The 20,057-nt window shown below is 39.4% G+C and carries 21 protein-coding genes; 11 read left to right on the top strand and 10 right to left on the bottom strand.

All coding sequences use genetic code 11. From position 1 onward, the window contains the following. Window positions 1-122 precede the first annotated feature (122 nt). Genes ACNKW3_RS01095 through ACNKW3_RS01085 form a run of 3 tightly spaced genes read right to left on the bottom strand, consistent with a single transcriptional unit; the run spans window position 123 to window position 2,381 of the window. Window positions 123-1,157 (bottom strand): hypothetical protein, encoded by a 1,035-nt coding sequence (locus tag ACNKW3_RS01095; RefSeq protein WP_427397437.1) that lies wholly within the window; start codon window positions 1,155-1,157, stop codon window positions 123-125. After that, window positions 1,144-1,545 carry an OsmC family protein gene (locus ACNKW3_RS01090; RefSeq protein WP_427397436.1) on the bottom strand — a complete coding sequence of 134 codons (402 nt, stop codon included), beginning with the start codon at window positions 1,543-1,545 and terminating at the stop codon, window positions 1,144-1,146. The genes ACNKW3_RS01095 and ACNKW3_RS01090 overlap by 14 nt, the downstream gene beginning before the upstream one ends. Next, on the bottom strand, window positions 1,545-2,381 hold the full coding sequence (locus tag ACNKW3_RS01085; protein WP_427397435.1) for a CvfB family protein: 837 nt from the start codon (window positions 2,379-2,381) through the stop codon (window positions 1,545-1,547). The genes ACNKW3_RS01090 and ACNKW3_RS01085 overlap by 1 nt, the downstream gene beginning before the upstream one ends. 80 nt (window positions 2,382-2,461) lie before the next feature. Between ACNKW3_RS01085 and ACNKW3_RS01080 the strand changes: the two genes are divergently transcribed. The 4 genes from ACNKW3_RS01080 to ACNKW3_RS01065 are packed head-to-tail and all read left to right on the top strand — an operon-like array spanning window position 2,462 to window position 5,715. Beyond that, window positions 2,462-3,193 (top strand): 5-oxoprolinase subunit PxpA, encoded by a 732-nt coding sequence (locus tag ACNKW3_RS01080; RefSeq protein ID WP_427397434.1) that lies wholly within the window; start codon window positions 2,462-2,464, stop codon window positions 3,191-3,193. After that, window positions 3,183-3,881: a 5-oxoprolinase subunit B family protein gene (locus ACNKW3_RS01075; RefSeq protein WP_427397433.1), complete on the top strand. Its 699-nt coding sequence runs from the start codon at window positions 3,183-3,185 to the stop codon at window positions 3,879-3,881. Before ACNKW3_RS01080 ends, ACNKW3_RS01075 begins: the two co-directional genes overlap by 11 nt. Then, window positions 3,868-4,839 carry a biotin-dependent carboxyltransferase family protein gene (locus ACNKW3_RS01070; RefSeq protein ID WP_427397432.1) on the top strand — a complete coding sequence of 324 codons (972 nt, stop codon included), beginning with the start codon at window positions 3,868-3,870 and terminating at the stop codon, window positions 4,837-4,839. The genes ACNKW3_RS01075 and ACNKW3_RS01070 overlap by 14 nt, the downstream gene beginning before the upstream one ends. A gap of 12 nt (window positions 4,840-4,851) precedes the next feature. Next, the gene (locus ACNKW3_RS01065; RefSeq protein ID WP_427397431.1) at window positions 4,852-5,715 is read left to right on the top strand and encodes an aminotransferase class IV; all 864 of its coding nucleotides are present in this window, start codon (window positions 4,852-4,854) and stop codon (window positions 5,713-5,715) included. A 25-nt stretch (window positions 5,716-5,740) separates the two neighbouring features. On the opposite strand, the gene fur is transcribed toward ACNKW3_RS01065, so the two are convergent. Further along, window positions 5,741-6,166, bottom strand: a complete 426-nt coding sequence (fur, locus tag ACNKW3_RS01060; protein WP_427397430.1) for a ferric iron uptake transcriptional regulator — start codon at window positions 6,164-6,166, stop codon at window positions 5,741-5,743. A 251-nt stretch (window positions 6,167-6,417) separates the two neighbouring features. Here fur and ACNKW3_RS01055 point away from each other — a divergent pair, with 251 nt between their 5' ends. The 5 genes from ACNKW3_RS01055 to ACNKW3_RS01035 all read left to right on the top strand — a co-directional run bounded on the left by ACNKW3_RS01055 (window position 6,418) and on the right by ACNKW3_RS01035 (window position 10,442). Next, complete coding sequence (locus ACNKW3_RS01055) at window positions 6,418-8,298, top strand: methyl-accepting chemotaxis protein (protein WP_427397704.1); 1,881 nt, start codon at window positions 6,418-6,420, stop codon at window positions 8,296-8,298. A gap of 256 nt (window positions 8,299-8,554) precedes the next feature. After that, window positions 8,555-8,824, top strand: coding sequence for a hypothetical protein (locus ACNKW3_RS01050; RefSeq protein ID WP_427397429.1), 270 nt, complete (start codon window positions 8,555-8,557; stop codon window positions 8,822-8,824). A gap of 205 nt (window positions 8,825-9,029) precedes the next feature. Beyond that, window positions 9,030-9,428, top strand: coding sequence for a MotA/TolQ/ExbB proton channel family protein (locus tag ACNKW3_RS01045; protein ID WP_427397428.1), 399 nt, complete (start codon window positions 9,030-9,032; stop codon window positions 9,426-9,428). Window positions 9,429-9,549: 121 nt separating this feature from the next. After that, window positions 9,550-9,954: a GFA family protein gene (locus ACNKW3_RS01040; protein WP_427397427.1), complete on the top strand. Its 405-nt coding sequence runs from the start codon at window positions 9,550-9,552 to the stop codon at window positions 9,952-9,954. Window positions 9,955-10,058: 104 nt separating this feature from the next. Further along, window positions 10,059-10,442, top strand: a complete 384-nt coding sequence (locus tag ACNKW3_RS01035) for a DUF3291 domain-containing protein (protein ID WP_427397426.1) — start codon at window positions 10,059-10,061, stop codon at window positions 10,440-10,442. 52 nt (window positions 10,443-10,494) lie between these two features. Here the strand turns inward: ACNKW3_RS01035 and ACNKW3_RS01030 are convergent, their stop codons facing one another. From ACNKW3_RS01030 to ACNKW3_RS01010, 5 genes are all read right to left on the bottom strand, one after another. Continuing rightward, window positions 10,495-13,347, bottom strand: coding sequence for a M14 family metallopeptidase (locus ACNKW3_RS01030; RefSeq protein WP_427397425.1), 2,853 nt, complete (start codon window positions 13,345-13,347; stop codon window positions 10,495-10,497). 241 nt (window positions 13,348-13,588) lie between these two features. Then, window positions 13,589-14,113, bottom strand: coding sequence for a flavodoxin FldA (gene fldA / locus ACNKW3_RS01025; RefSeq protein ID WP_427397424.1), 525 nt, complete (start codon window positions 14,111-14,113; stop codon window positions 13,589-13,591). Window positions 14,114-14,137: 24 nt separating this feature from the next. Continuing rightward, window positions 14,138-14,347 carry a DUF2788 domain-containing protein gene (locus tag ACNKW3_RS01020; RefSeq protein WP_427397423.1) on the bottom strand — a complete coding sequence of 70 codons (210 nt, stop codon included), beginning with the start codon at window positions 14,345-14,347 and terminating at the stop codon, window positions 14,138-14,140. A gap of 86 nt (window positions 14,348-14,433) precedes the next feature. Beyond that, window positions 14,434-15,231 (bottom strand): alpha/beta fold hydrolase, encoded by a 798-nt coding sequence (locus ACNKW3_RS01015; protein ID WP_427397422.1) that lies wholly within the window; start codon window positions 15,229-15,231, stop codon window positions 14,434-14,436. An 8-nt stretch (window positions 15,232-15,239) separates the two neighbouring features. After that, window positions 15,240-16,883: an electron transfer flavoprotein-ubiquinone oxidoreductase gene (locus ACNKW3_RS01010; protein WP_427397421.1), complete on the bottom strand. Its 1,644-nt coding sequence runs from the start codon at window positions 16,881-16,883 to the stop codon at window positions 15,240-15,242. Between the two features lie 330 nt (window positions 16,884-17,213). On the opposite strand from ACNKW3_RS01010, the gene ACNKW3_RS01005 reads away from it, so the two are divergent. Beyond that, window positions 17,214-17,963 carry an electron transfer flavoprotein subunit beta/FixA family protein gene (locus ACNKW3_RS01005; protein WP_427397420.1) on the top strand — a complete coding sequence of 250 codons (750 nt, stop codon included), beginning with the start codon at window positions 17,214-17,216 and terminating at the stop codon, window positions 17,961-17,963. After that, window positions 17,964-18,890, top strand: coding sequence for an electron transfer flavoprotein subunit alpha/FixB family protein (locus ACNKW3_RS01000; protein ID WP_427397419.1), 927 nt, complete (start codon window positions 17,964-17,966; stop codon window positions 18,888-18,890). Window positions 18,891-18,918: 28 nt separating this feature from the next. Here the strand turns inward: ACNKW3_RS01000 and ACNKW3_RS00995 are convergent, their stop codons facing one another. Continuing rightward, window positions 18,919-19,920: a GGDEF domain-containing protein gene (locus ACNKW3_RS00995; RefSeq protein WP_427397418.1), complete on the bottom strand. Its 1,002-nt coding sequence runs from the start codon at window positions 19,918-19,920 to the stop codon at window positions 18,919-18,921. Between the last annotated feature and the right edge of the window lie 137 nt (window positions 19,921-20,057).

The raw sequence follows: 20,057 nt of genomic DNA, 5'->3' as shown, positions 1-20,057 counted from the left end.
GGAAAACTATGCGAAAGGTTATCAGGGTATTTTATATTTCTCTTTTGATTAAAGCTTTTTATAGCATTTACAGAAAACCCGCTACTGGCGGGGTTTTTTAATGAAGAATTAATGACTTCGAATTAATTTTGCATCAACAATTGGTATTCTTCATGGGTAATGTCGAATTTTGACATCAATAAGTGTTTAGCGTTGTCGCTCAAGTGATCATCTTGGTTGAAGGCTATATTAAATAAGGTCTCCCGCAAACGGTTACTTAAAGTAATATCACCAGTTTGAATGCTCCTCAACATAGTAAATCGAATATTTGATGGATTATCTTGTTGAATGTATTTAATTACTATATCAGAGCGATTTTGCGGCGCGGAAAACCGAATTAAATGGGGTAACAACTTATCTAAATCACTGGTAGCAGAATTTTCAGCCATGTTCGCCAATTCAGTCGCCAGAATAGACTTTTCGGTTTCTTCAATTTCATAAGGTTGGATGTAGCTAATGGCATCCAATCTAATGTTTCGCGTCCTAGCTGAATACAAGGCCAAATTGAGTAAAGCTTGTTTTAATACTGGATTGTCATTTGCACCACGCGTTTTTTGAATCAAATTTAGAAATTTTATCTGAGAACGAGAATCACCACGGGCAACATAATCTTTTGCTAATTCAGTCATTGCAATTGCGCCCATTTGATTAGGTAAGCGATTTAGTAAATTGGTAATTAAGTAAAATTCTTTTGAATAGTAGGGAATTGAATCAAGGTACTCTATTGCGATGTCTATTTGTTCTGGAAATTCGGTTAAAAATTGAATGATCAGTTTTAACTCTTGGTTATATTGCTCATAATTTTCCGAGTCACTCGTTTGACTTAGTCGCTCAATCATCACGAGTAAGTCAGAATCATTTGTAACCTGAGAATCTGGCGCTAATGCCCCTTGAGCATTTTCATTAATATCATCCGTTTTTTGATGATTTATTTGCGCTTGTGTTTTTGAATTAATGACGGCGTCTTGTGTTTGTCTCATATCTTCAGTCTGGACAATAATGTTTTGTTGCTGCGAAAGGGTATTTGCAGCGTACAAATACCCCAACACAAAAAAAGTGACCGATATGAGTAAAGCTAGTGTGAGTAGAACAACTTTATTACCGTTAAATGAGCTCATAACTGGTAGTTACGTCAACTTTGCCTGTTAACATTAGCATTACCGAACAGTATTTCTCTGCAGATAACTGCACGGCTCTTGCTAATTGTTTTTCTTTAATATCCGTACCTTTCACTACATAGTGCGCATGAATCTTGGTGAACACACGAGGGGGATTTTCCGCGCGCTCTGCGCTTAAGTCACAGTAACATTGTTCAATGTCTAAGCGAGATTTTCTCAGGATATCTACTACATCTATTGACGAACAAGCACCCACCGACATTAGCACCGCTTGCATTGGCGACAATGCTTCGCCATTACCGTCTAAAACCAAAGATTCGCCAGTGTCCATGGTGCAATCAAAACTTAAGCCTTGTTTACTGGGTTGCCAATTTACTCTTGCTTTCATTACTTCTCCGCTAATTTTATATAGTCTTTTTCAATTAGAATTTTGCGAGATTTATAAAGTTCCCCAATGGCTTTTTTGTACGCGCCTTTGCTTACATTAAATCTATGTTGGATATCTTCAGGGCTACTTTTATCGGTTAGGCTTGAAATTCCGCCGTGGGCTTGCAGATCATCAATAATAGCGTCGGCAAGTGACTTTCGCGCTTTTTTATCATGTCGCTGTAATTGCAAGTCAACCTTACCATCTTCACGAATATGTTTAATAAAGCCATCAAGTTTTTGACCAATTCTTAAAGGTTTAAACAGCTCATTTTTATATAGAAGCCCAGCAAAACTCTGGTTAACAATGGCTTTAAAACCTAATGGCGTTTCAGCGTACACCAACAATTCTACTTGTTCTTGTGGATTGAATTCTGTTGGCGGCGACGCTAAATGTTTTTCAATTTGGCTAGAGGCGATTAATTGAGGTTTAAAGGGATCTTTTAATAAAGTTACCACCACCGCCATGTGCTCATGAATCTGGTTATGCATGTGGATTCTAGGCATAAATAAATCTGGTTTAAGTTGCCACTCCAAAAAAGCACCGGCCTTTATAATAGATTTAACTTTAAGTGAAGCAAACTGATCTACACTGAGTTTTATGTCTTCCAAACTTCCTTGCAAATCACCGTCTTCATTAAAATACACAAAGACTTCTAAAATATCGTCTTGCTTAACACTTTGCTGCGCATAGGGAACAAAAACCGTTTCCGGCTGATTATTTAAACTTACAGCCATAACCCCCATGGGCATGACTTCAGTTACCTTAACGCGATTTTTTTTACCTACCGTTAGCATCCAAAATTTCTCATGTTAGTATTACTATTAATACGAACAAGAAGTATAGCAACTAAAGCGCTATTGGGTCACTTAAGATTATGAAACTAAACGCAGATTTAGGCGAAAGTTACGGTAATTGGCAACACAATCATGATGCCGACATTATGCCTTATATTGATATGGCCAATGTTGCTTGTGGCTATCATGCGGGTGATGCACTCACCATGCAAAAAACCATTGAATTGGCCAAATTATACGGTGTGGTAATAGGGGCTCATCCATCGTATCCAGATTTACAAGGATTTGGTCGGCGCAGTATGAGGATTCCAGCGCAAGAATTAGGTGCAATGTTGCATGCACAACTTGCAACCCTAGATGGCATGGCCAAATGTCAACAAACTCAAATAGGTTACGTTAAACCACATGGTGCTTTGTACAACGATATGATGCGCAATTTAGACATTTTTGAAGATGTAGTCGCTGCCATGGCATCATTTTATGTGCGATTACCCCTTATGATTCAAGCCTTAGCCGATCGTGAGCCTTATCAAGAAATTGCCAATAAGTACCAAATAGAATTATTGTTTGAAGCCTTTGCTGATAGGCGTTATACCGACAGAGGTTTTCTGCAAGCGCGTAGTTTCCCAAATTCAGTTCTCAATAATGAGCAAACCTTAGAGCAAGCAGTGATGTTAATTACAGAAGGTCAGGTATTAACCGATGCTGGCACGCATATCATGTTAAAAGCTGACACAATTTGCGTGCACGGAGATAATCCTGAAGCTCTATCAGTAGTGCAAAAAATAAGACAAATGCTGAATGGAAAATAGGTTATTTAGGTTTGAAGCTGTGTCTGAAGAGGCGATATTAGTTAGCGTCAGAGATCCAAAACTAGCGTTAGTCGAACGAAATGAACTTGTTGCTTTATTAAACGGAGTGCTGAAGTCATCACCTCCTAAATGGCTGACCGATTTAGTGCCATCTTACGATACGTTATTGATCTATTTTGATTGGCGACAAGTTGATAGTTACTTTGTTATCAACAAGATAAAAGAACTTCAATTGATTGCATCAAATCACCTAGGAAAAACACACAAGATCCCAGTGTTTTATGGTGCGCCTGAAGATAAATATCCATTAGATTTACAAAATGTGGCTGATGTTCACAAAATGTTTCAGCAAGAGGTGATAAAAAGCCATCAACAACGTCCTTATCGGGTTTTTTCTGTCGGGTTCTTGCCCAACTTTGCCTACTTGGGTGAATTGATGAGTGATATAGCGACGCCTAGGCTGAAAACACCTCGAACTTATGTTCCAGCTGGCGCTGTAGCCATAGCTGATCGGCAAACTGCAATTTATCCACAACGCTCTCAAGGGGGCTGGCAAATCTTAGGCTATACTCCGGTTGATCTTAGAAAGCATGAGGGGTTTTCTGTAGGTGACCATGTGGAATTTTATCCAATAGATTTACCGACTTACGATCGAATGAAAAATGGTGAGACCAGTGCTGCAAATTAAGCAAGTAGACTTTAATGCTCAATTGGTTGATCAGGGCCGTCAATTTGCCCAGCATTTAGGATATTGTCAGTCTGGGGCTATGGATTGGGTTAGTTTTAAACTCGCCAACGCATTAGTGGGTAATCCGTTAGAAGCTAGTGCAATAGAAGTTAGTTTTGGAGGTATCATTTTTGAAGCACAATCAAAAATGGTGATCGCTATTGGGTATGCGTCAGAGCAGACTATTCCTCAAGTACTAATAGACAATCAAACCCATCAAATAAATCAGCCCTTAGTGGTCAACCAATCACAAATAATTAAAATATTACCTAACGGCGCTTGTCGATTTTACGTGGCTATTCAGGGAAGTATTGAAGTGCCAGAAGTCCACGGAAGCTGTTGTGATGTAGCAAAAGAAACCTTAGGTGGTCTGCATCAGGATGGCAGTGGTTTAAAGTCCCGAGACATCATTAAGCTTAAACCTTCGCCGCCCAATAAATCACTTACAGTAGATAACTGCATGTTAAATAGTCTAGTGGCATGGAGCAATCTAACAAATAAGGCTATTCCAGTGCACTTTTGCTATCAACACCAAAGTTTTTCACGCGGTCAAAAAGCCTTGTTTTTGTCCTCTGAGTACGAAGTCAGCCCTCAATCCGGTAAACAGGGGATTCGATTATCAGGGCAAAACATTCGTTCTAACCTAACGAATATGCTGTCAGAAGGCATTTGTAATGGCGCCATTCAAATTGCTGGAGATGGCCTACCTATGATTTTACTGGCGGATAGACAAACCATTGGCGGCTATCCCAAAATCGGCGCTGTCGGGGGCTTAGGACTTGCTAGATTAGGGCAGGCAAAACCAGGGGATAAAATAGTTTTTGAACTTAGTGACAATGAAATATTTCGCCAACAACGACTGTTAGCCGAAAATATGTTATTAAATATACAAAGTGTAAATCGGACAATTCATCAATAAGGGCACACATAAATGCATGACGTTTTTTTAAATGGAAAATTCTTACCGTTAGAAAATGCCAAAATTTCGCCAATGGACAGGGGATTTTTGTTTGGTGATGGGATTTATGAAGTTATTCCATCTTACAATAAAAAGACGGTGGGTTTGGAATTGCATTTGGCAAGAATGCAACGTGGGCTAAATGAAATAAACATCAATTACGAAATTGATCTGGTCGAATGGCGCAAAATTGTCGATTCGCTTTTAGCACCATTTGAACAAGAAGCGATTGGAATATACATCCACATAAGTCGAGGCGCAGACAGTAAAAGATTTCATGCTTATCCTAAGGGCGTTACGCCTACTGTGTTTGCCTATGGGTTTGAAATTGCGCCATCAACTACATTAGATAGAGACAAAGCCAAAACCTTTGTTGTAGCGACCAAAGAAGATTTACGCTGGCAGCGTTGTCACATTAAATCGACCTCGTTACTTGGGAATGTTATGCATTTCCAAGAAGGGCAAAATGAAGGTGTTGATGAAGTGCTTTTGCATAACCGCCATGGGCAACTTACCGAAGCGGCAGCTTGTAACGTGTTTATTGTTAAAAATGATGAAATCCTAACGCCACCGCTAGATAACCAGTTATTGCCCGGAATTACACGCCATATTATTTTGGAAGCATTAAAACGTGAAGGTGGATTTAAGGTAACTGAAAGAGCCATTGAAATGGACGAAATTAAACAAGCAGACGAAGTTTGGATTACCAGTTCTAGCAAAGAAATCGGCGCTGTGGTGAAAGTGGACGATACTGTGATAGGCGAGGGCAAACCAGGTGAAATGTGGTTACGAGCGCAACGTGCCTACAATAGGCATAAGTTTGATGTTTTTGTGTAGATAACGATTCGATGAAAGACGCAGATTAAAGATCTGCGTCACAATTTCCGTCAGTACATTCACCGTAAAGATATAAGCTATGGTGGGTCAACTTCATGTTATTGGCCTTAGCCACTTCTTCTTGTCGTTTTTCGATAACTTCGTCTTCAAACTCGATAACCTTGCCACATTTTAAGCAAACGAGGTGGTCGTGGTGAGCTTTATGGCTAATTTCAAAAACGGATTTACCACCTTCAAAGTGGTGACGATTCAAAATACCAGCATCATCAAACTGGTTTAATACTCGGTAAACAGTGGCTAAACCAATTTCTTCGCCAAGATCGATAAGTTTCTTGTAAACATCTTCAGCACTAATGTGCTGATTTTCCGGTTCTTGCAGTATTTCAAGGATTTTAAGCCTAGGAAGAGTAACTTTTAGTCCCGCTTTTTTTAATTCTCTATTTTGATCCATGATAGTCCTGTCATTTAAAAAGCTTCGCTTATTATAAGGAAGATTTAAAGATTTAACACTAATTGCCGTAAATATAATAACGATAAAGCCATTTTAATTTAGTTGAGCTTCGGAGTATGCAATTAACAGTCGTAAAAAAAATGATCATAGGATTTGGTCTACTTGCCTTCCTTTTACTACTGACGAGTGGATTATCTTATCTCGGTTTATACGAAATTAGACATTCAGCTCAGGAAGTGGCTTTTGTGAAAATGCCAATTCAACGTAAAGTTGCCAGTTTAAATCTCGAAATTTTGCGACTCGGCACCATAACAACCAATGCCTATTATGAGCAAGATTTATCTTTAATTAAAAAATATAAATCTGACTTTGACTCGGAGTTTAACCAATATAGCAGTATTTTAGCGAGCTTAAAGACCTTGGTAGACGAGCAAAATATTGGCATAGTCAAACAGATAGAAACCACCTCTAGCCAGTATCAGCAGGCAAGCTTGAACATGTTCCAAGCGAAATTTGACGTGATATCAAGCACAGATAATTTACAAAAAGTAGCAACTAATGCTTTAAACCATACCAATGAAGCCAGTGCCTTAATGCTAGATTTAAGTTATTTAGAAAATGACTCTGCAGACTTTCAAAATCTACTAGGTATGACCAATAATATCGACAATAAATTGAGCGTAATGCTCAACACCATTGAAGAATTAGTCAATTCATTTAACCCTGAAAAAGTAGAACAAAACATAGGTGATATTGAATATAACATCAGCAATGTACAAGTGGATGTCGACTACGCCAAACGAATTGCCAGCAATATCGATGATGAAGGCATTTTCGTAATGTTCGATACTGAACACATGAATATGATTAACGCATTGACTGGTGAGCAAGGTGTTTTTGCAGAAAAACGAGCCCAAATGGCTTACTTGGAACAAGCTAAACAACACAGTGATAGCACTAAAATGGCAGTGAACGATGCCATTACTGAACTCAGCGAGTTAGCCAGGATTGTTGATACTGACACATTGAATGGCCAAGAATCTATTCTGTCTTCAGTGCAAAGTAATGTTATTAAAAGTGCCATCGCATCAGTGTTTGGCTTAATTGCAACTATAGTGTTGGCAGTAATCGCTACGCGCAGCATTTCAAAACCTTTATCTTACGTAAATGAAAAACTGGCATTAGTCAGTGAAGGTGATTTAACGCAAAAACTTCACGAAGAATCTAACGATGAATTTTCAATCTTGGCAAAAAGTATTAATAGTCTGATCGCATCACTGAACACCTTAATTGCAGGGATAAAAGAAAAAGAGCAATTGTTACGAGAAGTCATGGTAAAAAGTGTAGACATGGGAGACAAGTCACTAGCTCAAGTTGCTCAGCAGCAAGAGCAAATTGATGCCACTTTTGAAAACACCAATAGAGTCAGACAAACAAGTGTGTCTAACGTAGAACAAATATCGATGGCGGATAAACACCTTGTTGAAGCATTACAGCAAAGCGAAAGTGTAATGACTCTTTCAAACAGCAGTTCTCAGCAGATGCAAGAGCAGTCGGCTCATGCCAAAGAATCCGCAGCCATTGTCAATCGCTTAGGTGAAAATACAGAAAAGATTGGTAGTATTCTGGATGTGATTAAAACCATCGCTGAACAAACCAATTTACTGGCGTTGAATGCTGCAATTGAAGCCGCACGAGCGGGTGAACAAGGCAGGGGATTCGCCGTGGTTGCTGATGAAGTGCGCACCTTAGCAACTCGCACTCATGATTCTACCGAAGAAATTGAAAATATGATTGCCTCATTACAACGAGATGCTAAACAGGCTATAAGCGCCATGAACCGAGGAGAAGAACAGGTAGAAAAAGGGGTTGAGATCACACAGCAGGTATCTACTCAGGTATCTCAGATTAAGAACTTAATTCAAGAGTTGGCCAATGTAAACCGTCAAATTGTGTCGGACAGTCAACAACAAGATGAGCTTTTAGCACAAATGGTTGAACGATTGGAAACCATAGTGCATTTAAGTAAAGACAGTGCTGATAGCACTCAGGCATCAAACGATGCCACTCACCAAATTGAATACTTGGTAAATGAGCTTTCAGATGCAGTGAAACAGTTTAGACTAGCCTAATAATCGACTTTTAATTTGTCTAAAAATGTCGATTTAAACACTTAATAAACCTATCACTGTATCTTTGCTTATAACGCTGCTAAATACAGCCAAGCGAATTCCAACGCTAAACCACCTCAACTAAAGTTGATCTTGCAAAATTAAATGTTGTAAAACAATTCTTTAGATAAACGAATTATTAGTGGAGAATCTACACCAAGTTTGTGTATGCGCGAGGTGCTCGCTAATTAGGTGTTATTTGCTTAAGGATAACTAAATGGAATTATTATCAATTTACTTGCCAATGTTGATGTTATTGGTGTTTAGTATATTGTCGCTACGCTTGTGGAAAGCAGAATATAACGTTGAAAAGTTGCTAATGGTCAGCATCGGGTGGGCGGGTATTGCAGTTATTAGTATTACAGGGAGTATTATCCTGTTTGTTGTTGGTAAAAATTCAGAGTCAATTTCGTTGCTTGCACTCGCCCCGATAGCTGCTTATGTGGCGATCAAGTTTAAGAATCTAAAATGCACACAATCGCATTAGAGCACCCGCAAGCTCGCTGGGACAGAAAAACGCAGGCAGCTTCTCTATTAAGCTCTATTTATTATTTCAGACTTATTCGCCAGTTAAGTGCCAGATGCTTTCCCCAGCTCTAATAAATTTGAAACGAGAACTTTCACGTAAGAAAAATCGATCTCTGGTTTGTCCCACGTTTTTAAAGGTTTTGTAATTTTGCAAGGATTAGCGGATGAATAAACAGGATATAGGTAAATATGTAGCAATTTTAGGTGTTGTGTTTTTATTAGCACTGCCGTGGGGAATCGCTAATACCTTTTACGCGATTTATAATTTGTTTCAAGAGATTACCGTAGCAGGTACTGGCGATCCCAAATTGATGGCCGCAGGCTTGTCTTCAGCATTGGTAACGACAGTTCTTGGTTTAGTCATGTGTTTTCCAGGTTTAGTACTTTTATTGATTGCAATTACAGTCTGCAGATATAGACCATATTGGTTATTCTGGATCACTCTTACGAGTTCGACATTGCTAGTATTCATGATTCCAATTGGCAGTATTTTAGGACTTATAGGGCTAATAATAATAGTTTTGAAAAGGAAGCATTTTTATCCAAAGAATAAATTTGCTTAACGAATGCCTCGAAAATCCATTTGACAAAACTGATACTTTAAATATACTTCACAGCTCAAGTAAATATGAAGTGTAGGCCAAGGCTGGCATTTTAGTATTTTTATAGTCAAAGGGTGAAAAGATGACAGTAATTAGCGGAAGTTGTGTTTGTGGTAAAGTGGAATTTACAGTGAAGGATAAGTTTCTTTATGCTGGATATTGCCATTGTTCCCTGTGCCGAAAATCCTCAGGGGCGTCTGGTACAGCTATCGGAGGGTTAGTGAAACAAGACTTTTCTGTAACTAAGGGTTTGGAAAATATCAAATCATTTAAACGCAGTGAACAAACGGAATCATGCTTTTGCGACAATTGCGGTTCCACCTTGTATGGGGAAAAACCTGAAACTGGGTTAGTGCATGTTAGATATGGCGCATTAGATGCTAGTCCATCATTGTTGCCACAAGCCCATATGCATGTAGCTTCGAAGGCTGATTGGTATGAAATAACCGACAATCTACCGCAATTTAGTGAGTTTCCGAAACAATAATCATTCTGTGATGAAAGGGTCTAAATGCCCATTTTAAATTATTTAACAAGTTAATCTTACTACTCTACTATAGAAGTTAAGGTGTTCAGGCGATAAAAGCTAATATGGAATTTGTCAACAATTTAGACCCTATCAATGCCATTGCTGAGTCCAGTGAGGGCTTTGTTTGGCGCTTGCAGGATGACAGTGGGGACGCGACTGATATATCCGTCGAGGGACACCCCGATATTATTGTCAATATGTCGGTTTGGGAAAATGTTGAGTCGTTGAAAAGTTTTATGTTCAAAACCCATCATATCGACTTTCTTAAACGTAAAAAAGAATGGTTTAAGCCTATTAAACAAGCTTCTTATGTTCTGTGGTGGGTACCAAACGGGCATATTCCCACCGTACAAGAGGCTTTTGAAAAATTAGATTATTTAAGAGCTCATGGTGAAAGTTCACAAGCGTTCAGCTTTAAAAGTAACTTTAAACATCCTCTTGAATAAAATAAAAGCGGGAAAAAAAGGAGCTAATTAGCTCCTTTTTTAATTTTAATACCTAGAGATCAATTTTAGGCCGACTACCAAATCCTGGTCCGTAGACAATGGCATTTAGCAGAAGGCGATTGGTGCCTCTTGTTGCTCCCCTAAAGTTAGGTTGTCCAGAAAATTGAATTACCTGACCTTTACCTATTGATTCACGCGTCAGAAATGAAGAGTTGGCAATACGCTGTTGAGCTTCTGGCCATACTAATCCACTCATGCGAACCTTAAGTGATTGCCCATTTGGAATTGAATACCAGCCAAGGGCATCTTTGTATTCGGCATTTGCATCATCTTGGTAAACGCCTACATCAATCACAGATTCTGCTGACTCTGGTGCTACTAATATGGTTTGATCTTCGTACATCAACGGTAATATAGGATTGGTACCAAAGGTTAACCAGTGTGATTGGTCTACAGTACCGGCGACCATAGCACCTGCTGGCATAAACAAAGATTGCCATTTATCACGCTTTTCGAGTTCTTTTTCAGACAGCGCTTTTGGCGTTTCGTCCCAAGGGTAACTGACGTCTGTTGATAGGGTAGAGGAGGATAAACTATCAGTGACAGCATAATCTTCTCTGGCCAGAAGTCGTCTTTGTAGTGCGGTATCGAATTTCTCTGCGTCAGCAAAAATGTCGGCAAGGACTTTTACATCGGTAAAACCCTCTAATTTGCTAACTAAGGCACTGGAATTGTCATGAGTGATCAAGGTACCACCTTGCCTTACCCATTCTTTTAAAGCGCCTGCAGCACCATTATCCAAACGATAGCGATTAGGTAAAATGATGACATTGTAACGTCTCAAATCACTATAACCGAAAGCGCTTGAATCCAAATGTGAATGACGAATGCCGAGGTTACTGTCAATTGACCACCAAGTAGAACCCACATCACCGCTGCTGGTACCGGCTTGTGACGCTATGGCAATTTGAGGTTTTTGTAATAAAACAAAGTTTTCACCACCCCAATCAGGTAAGTCGCCAGCACCAAAACCACTGGTAATGGATGCTAAAGGTAAACTTAACTCGTTTGCCATATCAGCAACTGTTTGCGCTAAATTGGTTTGAGCCGGATTGTCTGTGGTTGTGATAATAACAGTACCACGATTGAAGGTCTGTTCGCTTAACGTGGAGGCTTTTTTTATCACCCGAACTTGTACACCTAATTCCATTAAACGTGCCGCAAAGGTGACTGATTTATCGTCTGCGCCATCCACCAACCAAGCAATGGCGTTTGTATCGACTGAATTTGAGGAAAAGGACACAGGCGTGTAATCTTTGACCTTGTTGTCAATTTCTTCACTCACTTCATAAGCTTCTAAACCATACATCATGGTGAAGTTCCAAGCTGAAGTGTCATACATGATAGAACCGCCTTCTTTTAATACCTTTGCTCGTTCTTCCTGAATGGTTTCGGGTTTGAGCTTGGCATCAAATTCCATGATAGCAGAAAGTAACCGAGCCTCGGGTTGTCTGTTATTGATGATAATGCTACCTACAGGTACCGATAATTTTTCAACAGTGTCGCCAAATTGGTCTTTAGCGTCACGCAAGGTCATTTTCTCGGTGGTTTGTTTAACTTCGATATCTTGAGCTTGCAGTTTTTCCACTAATAATTGCGTTCGGCTATGATTGTCGTTGGCCATAATGACAAAGGCTTTATCAGCAAATGGACTTTTGCTAGACACTAACATTTTGCGGTCTTGCCAATAGTCTTTGTACATTTCTTTAGAATATTTTTGCAGTGATTCAAGGTTGGCTATGGTACTCACAAACTGATGATGTACAGATTCTTTATATGTTTGGATTGTGCCTTCAGGACGTTTTACGCCATCTTCTGCCATCCGTGATTGTTCATAAAGAATATGCATAGAACCTCGATATTCAGCGTAGTTTGAATATCCAGGATACCAGTTTTCAAACCATTCACCGTTATAGTAACGCCAACCTTTTGCGTCAAAAGCCTCTGCTTGCTCTTGAGCGAAGTTATTCGCCCATTTTTGCACGCTAGGGGCTATGTTGAAGTTTAACGGTTGTCGAGGAGGGCCCATTAAAAAAGTGTCCTGAGAGCCCATTTCATGACCATCAATCATTAACTGCGGACGCCATTTGTTAATCAGCGCCACTCGACCTTTGGTTTCAGGCTGTGTTAAGTAAACGAAATCTCTGTTCAGATCGAACAAATAATGGTTAGTGCGTCCATAAGGCCAATCGCCTCTATGCAACAAGGATTGATCGTCTACATTTGGCGCTGTTCCTCTATATTGCTCCAGCGACTTGGCAAATCTAGCTCGACCATCAGGGTTCATCATTGGGTCTATGATGATGATCATATCATCTAGCATCTTAGACACATCGTCACCTTGCTCTGCTAGGTAATGATAAATGGCAGCTAATGCAGCATCGGCGCCAGAGGTTTCATTACCGTGAATGGAATAGGCCATCCAGGCGATTGCCGGTAACTCATCAATGATTTTTTTTGCATCACCGTCATTGATGCTACGTGGATCAGCTAGTTGATTTAACTTGGTTTTGATGGCTTCAAGATTATTTAAATTCTTTGGACTTGAAATAAACGCGGCGTACAAAGGACGGTTTTCATGACTTCTTGCATATTCAACTAAGTGCAAGCGATCGGTTTGAGTTTCCCAGGTTTTTAATGCTTGGCTAATTTGCGCTGGGTCGGCAACTCTTTGACCTACTTCAAAACCTAATATTTGTTCTGGAGGGGTCAATGTCGATACATAATCCCCGGTTAAAATTTTCCCTTGATAGTCGATATCAGGATGATAGGTAGGCTTCATTAATAGACTCGCGTTGACTTGCAATGAGCAAAACAAGCCAACCGCAATTAAGCGTTTTTTCATAGATCTGTCTCGTTATTGTTATAGGAATTGGAGCAAGGTCAGAATAGCAATCTTCGGTAAGTATTGAAATATCTTAGGTGCAACAATTAATGAATTTATGTGGTGTGGCTTAAAGGAAAAGCGTACCGATTTATTTTAGCGATATTAACAGTCATTAGCAGAGGTTAATATTGTGGGGTTGGACTAAATACAAGCTAGGTAATTGTCTGGCTTCTAAGAAGAAGCCAGATGTTTTCATTAATTATTCAAGTTCAGATAAACACATTTCTTCGCGAATTTGTGCGCACCACTTAATTACACGTTCATCAGTAAGCTCAGGTTGTCTATCTTCGTCGATGCCTAAACCCACAAAGTGGTCGTCATCAGCCATGCCTTTAGATGCTTCGAATTCGTAGCTATCTGTCGGCCAATGACCAATAATTATTGCGCCTTTAGGTTCAACAATATCGCGTATCATGCCCATGGCGTCGAGGAAATATTCAGCATAATCTTCTTGATCACCGCAACCAAAGATCGCTACAAGCTTATCTTCAAAATTAATTTCTTCTAATTCTGGGAAAAAGTCATCCCAATCGCATTGGGCTTCACCATAATACCAGGTGGGAATACCAAAAATTAGCAGGTCAAATTCGGCAATTTGCTCTTTAGTGCTTTTTGCAATGTCATGCACATCAATTAGATGCTTGCCTAGTTCTTTCTGAATCATTTTTGCTACATGTTCAGTGTTACCTGTGTCACTACCAAAGAATAATCCAACACTTGCCATTTACATACCTCGAAAAACGCTAATTTAAATACCGTAAACTAATTTAATAATGCCTTTGATTGCGAATCCTAACGCACCTAGCCCTAATACGCCATAGGCGACCAATCGACCATACACAGGAACGTCATTTTTTTTCATTACATCATGGACAGCAAAAAACATTAGTATGAATAAAACAACTAAAGCGACATCAAGGGCTATCGATTCTAATGTTTGAAAAGTCTCTGGAGACATCTACACAACCTCTTAATAAAGAGCGCGAATACTAGCATAATCAAAGACTTTTTCTACGAAAACGCAAGTTATCGGCGAAAAAAATGTCAATTATCCTTTTCAGGTAAAAAATTTGTAATTAATGCGTTAATTACCTGTGGTTTTTGCGCGTGAAGCCAATGACCTGCTTGTACAATTTTTGCTGAAGCATTGGGAAGTTGTCGCATAATGGTATCTTGATGTTCAGCAAGAATATAATCACTTTCAGCGCCTTTAATGAAGAGTGTAGGGCCTGAGTAGAGATTTTCAGTTTCCGTCCAAGCGCTAAGTTTGTCATAGTCTTTTTCAATCAATGAAACATTAAAACGCCATTGCCAATGTCCACTTTCATTTTGATATAAGCTTTTTAATAGAAAGGCTTGAGTTCCAGAATCTTGCACATATTCAGCAAGTTGTTTTTGAGCATCTTTTCGATCGGATATTTGATCAAGCTTAACATTATTCAGCCCGTTCAAAACATTTTGATGGCGCGGAGAATATGCCACTGGCGCAATATCCATTACTACCAAACGCTTAACAATGTCTGGTATTTTATGGGCCACCAACATAGCAACTTTGCCGCCCAAAGAATGGCCCACAAGGTATACTTGTGTTAGTTCTAAACTTTGAATAAGAGAGCAAATACTTTGCGCATAATCATCGAAACTGAAGGTGTCACTGCGGTATGATTTGCCATGATCAGGAAGATCGATACTCAATACAGAATATTTATCTTCAAAATGGCGCCGAATAACAGCTAAATTATCTAAACTGCCGAAAAGGCCATGGATAAGCACTAAACAAGGCGATATAGAATCGCCTTGTTGCTTATTTACTAATTCATAATTAAGAGAACTTTGTGTCAAAACTGTCCTTACATATTAGGGTAATTTGGACCACCACCACCTTCAGGTACAACCCAATTGATGTTTTGATTTGGCTCTTTAATGTCACAGGTTTTACAGTGAATACAGTTTTGCGCATTAATCTGAAATTTTTTCTCATCGCCTTCTTCAACAACTTCGTAAACACCGGCTGGGCAGTACCGTTGTGCAGGTTCATTGTATTTAGATAAGTTTACGGAAATTGGAATACTTGGATCTTTTAATTTTAAGTGACAAGGTTGGTCTTCTTCATGGTTTGTATTGGAAATAAATACCGAAGATAGCTTGTCAAAACTCAATGTATTATCAGGTTTAGGATACTCAATTTTAGGCATTTCAGCTGCTGTTTTCAGACATGCGTAATCGGGTTTGGTATCTGTAAAGGTAAACGGCAATTTTCCACCGAAGAAATTTTGGTCTAGGGTGTTATATGCGCCGCCGACGAAATTACCAAATTTATGGATGGCAGAACCAAAATTACGTGAACGGTAAAGTTCATCATACACCCAAGATTGCTCAAATTTTTCGGTGTAAATAGTTGGTTCTTCACCGGTTTTACCAGATTGTAGCAACTCGAAAATACATTCTGCCGCTATCATGCCTGATTTCATTGCGGTGTGATTACCTTTAATCTTCGAAAAGTTAAGCGTACCAGCATTACAACCGACCATCATACCACCAGGGAAAGTCATTTTAGGGAGACTTTGAAGACCACCTTTGGCAATAGCTCTAGCACCATAGCTCGCTCTAGTGCCACCTTTTAAGGTTTCAGCAATGACAGGATGATGCTTCAGACGTTGGAATTCATCAAACGGACTTAAATGAGGATTTTGGTAGTTAAGGTCGACAATTAATCCAACAAACACTTGGTTATTTTCCGCATGATATAGATAACTACCACCGGTTGCGTCGAATAACGGCCAACCCGCGGTGTGAACCACTAGCCCTTCTTGATGCTGTTCGGCCGGTATATCCCAGATTTCTTTAAATCCAATAGCGTAATGTTGTGGTGAAACATCTTTATCTAAAGCAAATTTGCTGATCAATTGTTTACCAAGATGACCTCTACAGCCTTCAGCAAACACAGTATATTTTCCAGACAATAGCATGCTAGGAACAAAATCAGCGCCTTCTTCGCCACTGGCCTTGCGGCCCATCTCTCCAGTGATAACGCCAGCTACTTTTCCATCCTCATCATAATGTACTTCAGCCGCAGCAAATCCTGGGTAGATTTCTATCCCAAGCGTTTCAGCTTGTTCTGCAAGCCAGCGGCATAAGTTACCCATACTGACAATATAATTCCCGCTGTTATGCATGGTTTTAGGTGTCATGAAATTAGGTAAACGTGTTGCTTTGCTTTCACTATTTAACAAATAAATGTGATCTTCAGTTACCTTGGTAGAGACCGGGGCGCCGAGTTCTTGCCAATTGGGAATTAATTCATTTAGTGCTTTAGGTTCAAAAACAGCACCAGAGAGAATATGTGCGCCTATTTCAGATCCTTTTTCAATTACACAAACATTTAATTCAGTATTGTTTTCATTTGCTAACTGTTTAAGTTTAATAGCTGTTGAAAGTCCAGATGGTCCGCCGCCAACGACAACAACATCAAATTCCATTACTTCTCTTTCCACGGTGATCTCCACTCTTTAGGCTGATCGTGAATCGCAATTTAACATTAGACTCAATCAACATTGCTTGTCGTTTATTGGTTAATATTCGCCAAACGAATATTACAAGTCGTCAAAACAATGTAAAATTTATGTGTGCGACAAAAGGTAAAGTAGGTTGAAGTTTACGTCAACTGTCGTAAGATTGCGACCTATTCGAATTTACCTGCAAAGCAGGTAAATATCCTTATAGCATCTAGTTTAGCGATTAATATTTTTTTTCATAACTATATGCAATTGATAAAATGAATATTTAAATTACTGTCCATACAGTAAACAAATACAGGGGTAACTATGAAGATATTAGTTCCGGTTAAACGCGCAATAGACTACAACGTTAAGGTGCGAGTGAAGCCAGACAATAGCGGTGTTGATTTAAACAACGTGAAAATGGCGATTAACCCGTTTTGCGAAATTGCTGTTGAAGAAGCTGTTCGCCTTAAAGAAAAAGGCATAGCAACTGAAATTATAGTGGTTTCTATTGGTGAAAAAACCTGCCAAGAACAAATTCGTACGGGCTTAGCCCTTGGTGCTGACCGTGGTATTCATATTGAAACTGATGTAGCACTTGATTCGCTGCAAGTAGCGAAATTGCTACAGAAAGTGGTTGAAGAAGAAGCGCCTGATTTAGTTATTTTAGGTAAGCAATCAATTGATTCAGATAATAACCAAACTGGGCAAATGCTCGCAGCATTAACGGATATGCCACAAGGCACTTTTGCCTCTAAAGTGGTAGTAGAAGAAGGTAAGGTAGAGGTTACTCGTGAAATCGATGGTGGTTTGCAGACGGTATCTCTAAGCTTACCAGCAGTTGTTACTACTGATCTTAGATTAAATGAACCTCGCTATGCATCCTTACCTAACATTATGAAAGCGAAAAGAAAACCCATAGATGTGAAATCTGCTGCTGATATGGGTGTTGCATTAGAATCTAAAGTGAAAACCTTAAAAGTAACGCCGCCACCGCAAAGACAAGGTGGTATTAAGGTCGCAGACGTAGATGAATTAGTTGAAAAGTTAAAAAATGAAGCGAAGGTGATCTAAATGACAGTTTTAGTATATGCCGAACACGATAATAGTAGTTTAAAAACAGAAACCAACAAACTGGTAACCGCTGCAACTGCTGTTGGTGACAGTGTCACAGTGTTAGTCGTGGGCGCAAATTGTGATTCAGTTGCCCAAGCGGCAGCGCAAATAACAGGTGTAGATAAAGTTCTTGTTGTTGACTCAGCAGAATGCGAACACCAGTTACCAGAAACTGTTGCCAAGGTCGTAGTTGATCTAGCAAATGATTATACGCATATCTTCGCAGCAGCTACCACCACAGGCAAAAACTTTATGCCAAGGGTTGCTGCTTTATTAGATGTGGCGCAGATATCCGATATTATTGCCGTAGAATCGGCCGACACCTTTGTGCGTCCAATTTACGCAGGCAATGCGATTGCTACAGTACAAAGTGAAGATGATAAAAAGGTGGTGACAGTGCGTGCCGCGGCCTTTGATGCCGCCGAAAATGGCGGCTCAGCTTCAGTTGAAGCAATTTCAGTGGATGCAGGCACAAGTAAATCTAGCTTTGTTGGTGAAGAGTTGACTAAGTCTGAGCGTCCAGAACTAACCGCTGCTGATGTCATTATCTCTGGTGGAAGAGGCATGCAAAATGGCGAAAACTTCTCACTGTTAAATGGTATAGCTGACAAGCTTGGAGCGGCTATTGGCGCTTCCAGAGCGGCCGTAGACGCTGGTTTTGTACCTAATGATATGCAAGTTGGTCAAACGGGTAAAATTGTTGCGCCTCAACTTTACATTGCAGTTGGGATTTCTGGTGCTATTCAGCATCTTGCTGGTATGAAAGACTCTAAAGTCATCGTTGCTATTAACAAAGATGAAGAAGCGCCAATTTTTCAGGTGGCGGATTACGGTTTAGTGGGAGATCTTTTCGAAGTGCTTCCAGAATTAGAAAGCAAACTGTAAATTTATATAAGACATTAAAGCATCGAGCTTATTGTTCGATGCTTTTTTTTATTTCATTGCATTGAATGCTCTTGTTTCTACCTTCTTTTTTAGCTTTGTACATCGCCTTATCAGCTCTTTCAAACCATCCCCATACGTTTTGTCCTGCAATACATTCGGCAACGCCTAAAGATACCGTAATAAATAATTTGGGATCGGACCAATCTGTGTTTTCAATTTCAATGCGTAAACCTTCTGCTATGATAAAGGCTTCTTTGCTATCAGTATGAGGTAAAAGGACCACAAATTCTTCGCCACCTAGGCGATAAAGGCTATCCTTTTTTCTTATTTTGGCAATGATTGCCATGGCAAATTCACGTAACAATAAATCCCCAACGCTGTGCCCAAAGTCATCATTTATTTTTTTAAAGTAATCAATGTCCAGCATTACCATAGCAGCACTTTGCATAGTGCCATTTTTCATTTGCTCGGAATATTTTTTCATGTCTTCTTCAAAAGCTCTTCTATTAGCGATGCCTGTTAGAGGATCCTTGATTACCAAGTCTTTAAGTATGTCTGATTGGCTATGCATTTGTGAGGTAAATGCAAAGGCAAAAATCATAGTCGCGGTAGCAGATACTATGAATCCCAATACATATAAATTGCTAACTTTTGTGTAAATAAGAAAACTGATGGAAATAATTAAGACTATAGAAACTTGTAATGCACGGGTTGGCTTTAATACCGCAAAAAATAATGTGAGTACTGGATATACCCAGATAATTTGATGCCAACCTTTTAAAATTGTGGTGGTTATCGCTAAAATGAAACACACAATTGAAAGGCTTATTTTTGCCATTTCGGTTTTTTTAGTAATTAGTACAACAAAAAACGAACTACCCGTTAAAATTGCAGACGTCAGGTTTAAAAATGCGACTGGGTAATCATGTTGAAAAAAACGAATAAATACAAAAGGGATCATCGCTAACATAATAGAACCACTCATTAGTAGCAAAAATCTGACTTCTGAATTCGATGACAATTTAAACATAATGCGTCGCTTGTGCTGCTTCTCTGATGATGATAGCTTGTTTTCTAACAATCTAAAAATACACTTTTGTTATGGAAAAAAATACTGCATCAAGCACAGGATCTAAAGGAATTTTACCTGCGAATGTTAGAGTCCTT

The sequence above is a fragment of the Glaciecola sp. 1036 genome, assembly GCF_050306235.1.
In the GTDB taxonomy this organism is placed as follows: domain Bacteria; phylum Pseudomonadota; class Gammaproteobacteria; order Enterobacterales; family Alteromonadaceae; genus Glaciecola.
This window is presented reverse-complemented; position numbering and strand designations above follow the sequence as displayed.

What these genes read in the sequence shown, in the direction of transcription:
- ACNKW3_RS01065 (WP_427397431.1), top strand. Translation starts at nt 4,852, where the DNA reads ATGCATGACGTTTTTTTAAATGGAAAATTCTTACCGTTAGAAAATGCC.
- ACNKW3_RS01035 (WP_427397426.1), top strand. Translation starts at nt 10,059, where the DNA reads ATGGAATTTGTCAACAATTTAGACCCTATCAATGCCATTGCTGAGTCC.
- ACNKW3_RS01080 (WP_427397434.1), top strand. Translation starts at nt 2,462, where the DNA reads ATGAAACTAAACGCAGATTTAGGCGAAAGTTACGGTAATTGGCAACAC.
- ACNKW3_RS01075 (WP_427397433.1), top strand. Translation starts at nt 3,183, where the DNA reads ATGGAAAATAGGTTATTTAGGTTTGAAGCTGTGTCTGAAGAGGCGATA.
- ACNKW3_RS01000 (WP_427397419.1), top strand. Translation starts at nt 17,964, where the DNA reads ATGACAGTTTTAGTATATGCCGAACACGATAATAGTAGTTTAAAAACA.
- ACNKW3_RS01030 (WP_427397425.1), bottom strand. Translation starts at nt 13,347, where the DNA reads ATGAAAAAACGCTTAATTGCGGTTGGCTTGTTTTGCTCATTGCAAGTC.
- ACNKW3_RS01020 (WP_427397423.1), bottom strand. Translation starts at nt 14,347, where the DNA reads ATGTCTCCAGAGACTTTTCAAACATTAGAATCGATAGCCCTTGATGTC.
- ACNKW3_RS01095 (WP_427397437.1), bottom strand. Translation starts at nt 1,157, where the DNA reads ATGAGCTCATTTAACGGTAATAAAGTTGTTCTACTCACACTAGCTTTA.
- ACNKW3_RS01005 (WP_427397420.1), top strand. Translation starts at nt 17,214, where the DNA reads ATGAAGATATTAGTTCCGGTTAAACGCGCAATAGACTACAACGTTAAG.
- ACNKW3_RS01090 (WP_427397436.1), bottom strand. Translation starts at nt 1,545, where the DNA reads ATGAAAGCAAGAGTAAATTGGCAACCCAGTAAACAAGGCTTAAGTTTT.
- ACNKW3_RS00995 (WP_427397418.1), bottom strand. Translation starts at nt 19,920, where the DNA reads ATGTTTAAATTGTCATCGAATTCAGAAGTCAGATTTTTGCTACTAATG.
- ACNKW3_RS01040 (WP_427397427.1), top strand. Translation starts at nt 9,550, where the DNA reads ATGACAGTAATTAGCGGAAGTTGTGTTTGTGGTAAAGTGGAATTTACA.
- ACNKW3_RS01085 (WP_427397435.1), bottom strand. Translation starts at nt 2,381, where the DNA reads ATGCTAACGGTAGGTAAAAAAAATCGCGTTAAGGTAACTGAAGTCATG.
- ACNKW3_RS01055 (WP_427397704.1), top strand. Translation starts at nt 6,418, where the DNA reads ATGCCAATTCAACGTAAAGTTGCCAGTTTAAATCTCGAAATTTTGCGA.
- ACNKW3_RS01050 (WP_427397429.1), top strand. Translation starts at nt 8,555, where the DNA reads ATGGAATTATTATCAATTTACTTGCCAATGTTGATGTTATTGGTGTTT.
- fldA (WP_427397424.1), bottom strand. Translation starts at nt 14,113, where the DNA reads ATGGCAAGTGTTGGATTATTCTTTGGTAGTGACACAGGTAACACTGAA.
- fur (WP_427397430.1), bottom strand. Translation starts at nt 6,166, where the DNA reads ATGGATCAAAATAGAGAATTAAAAAAAGCGGGACTAAAAGTTACTCTT.
- ACNKW3_RS01045 (WP_427397428.1), top strand. Translation starts at nt 9,030, where the DNA reads ATGAATAAACAGGATATAGGTAAATATGTAGCAATTTTAGGTGTTGTG.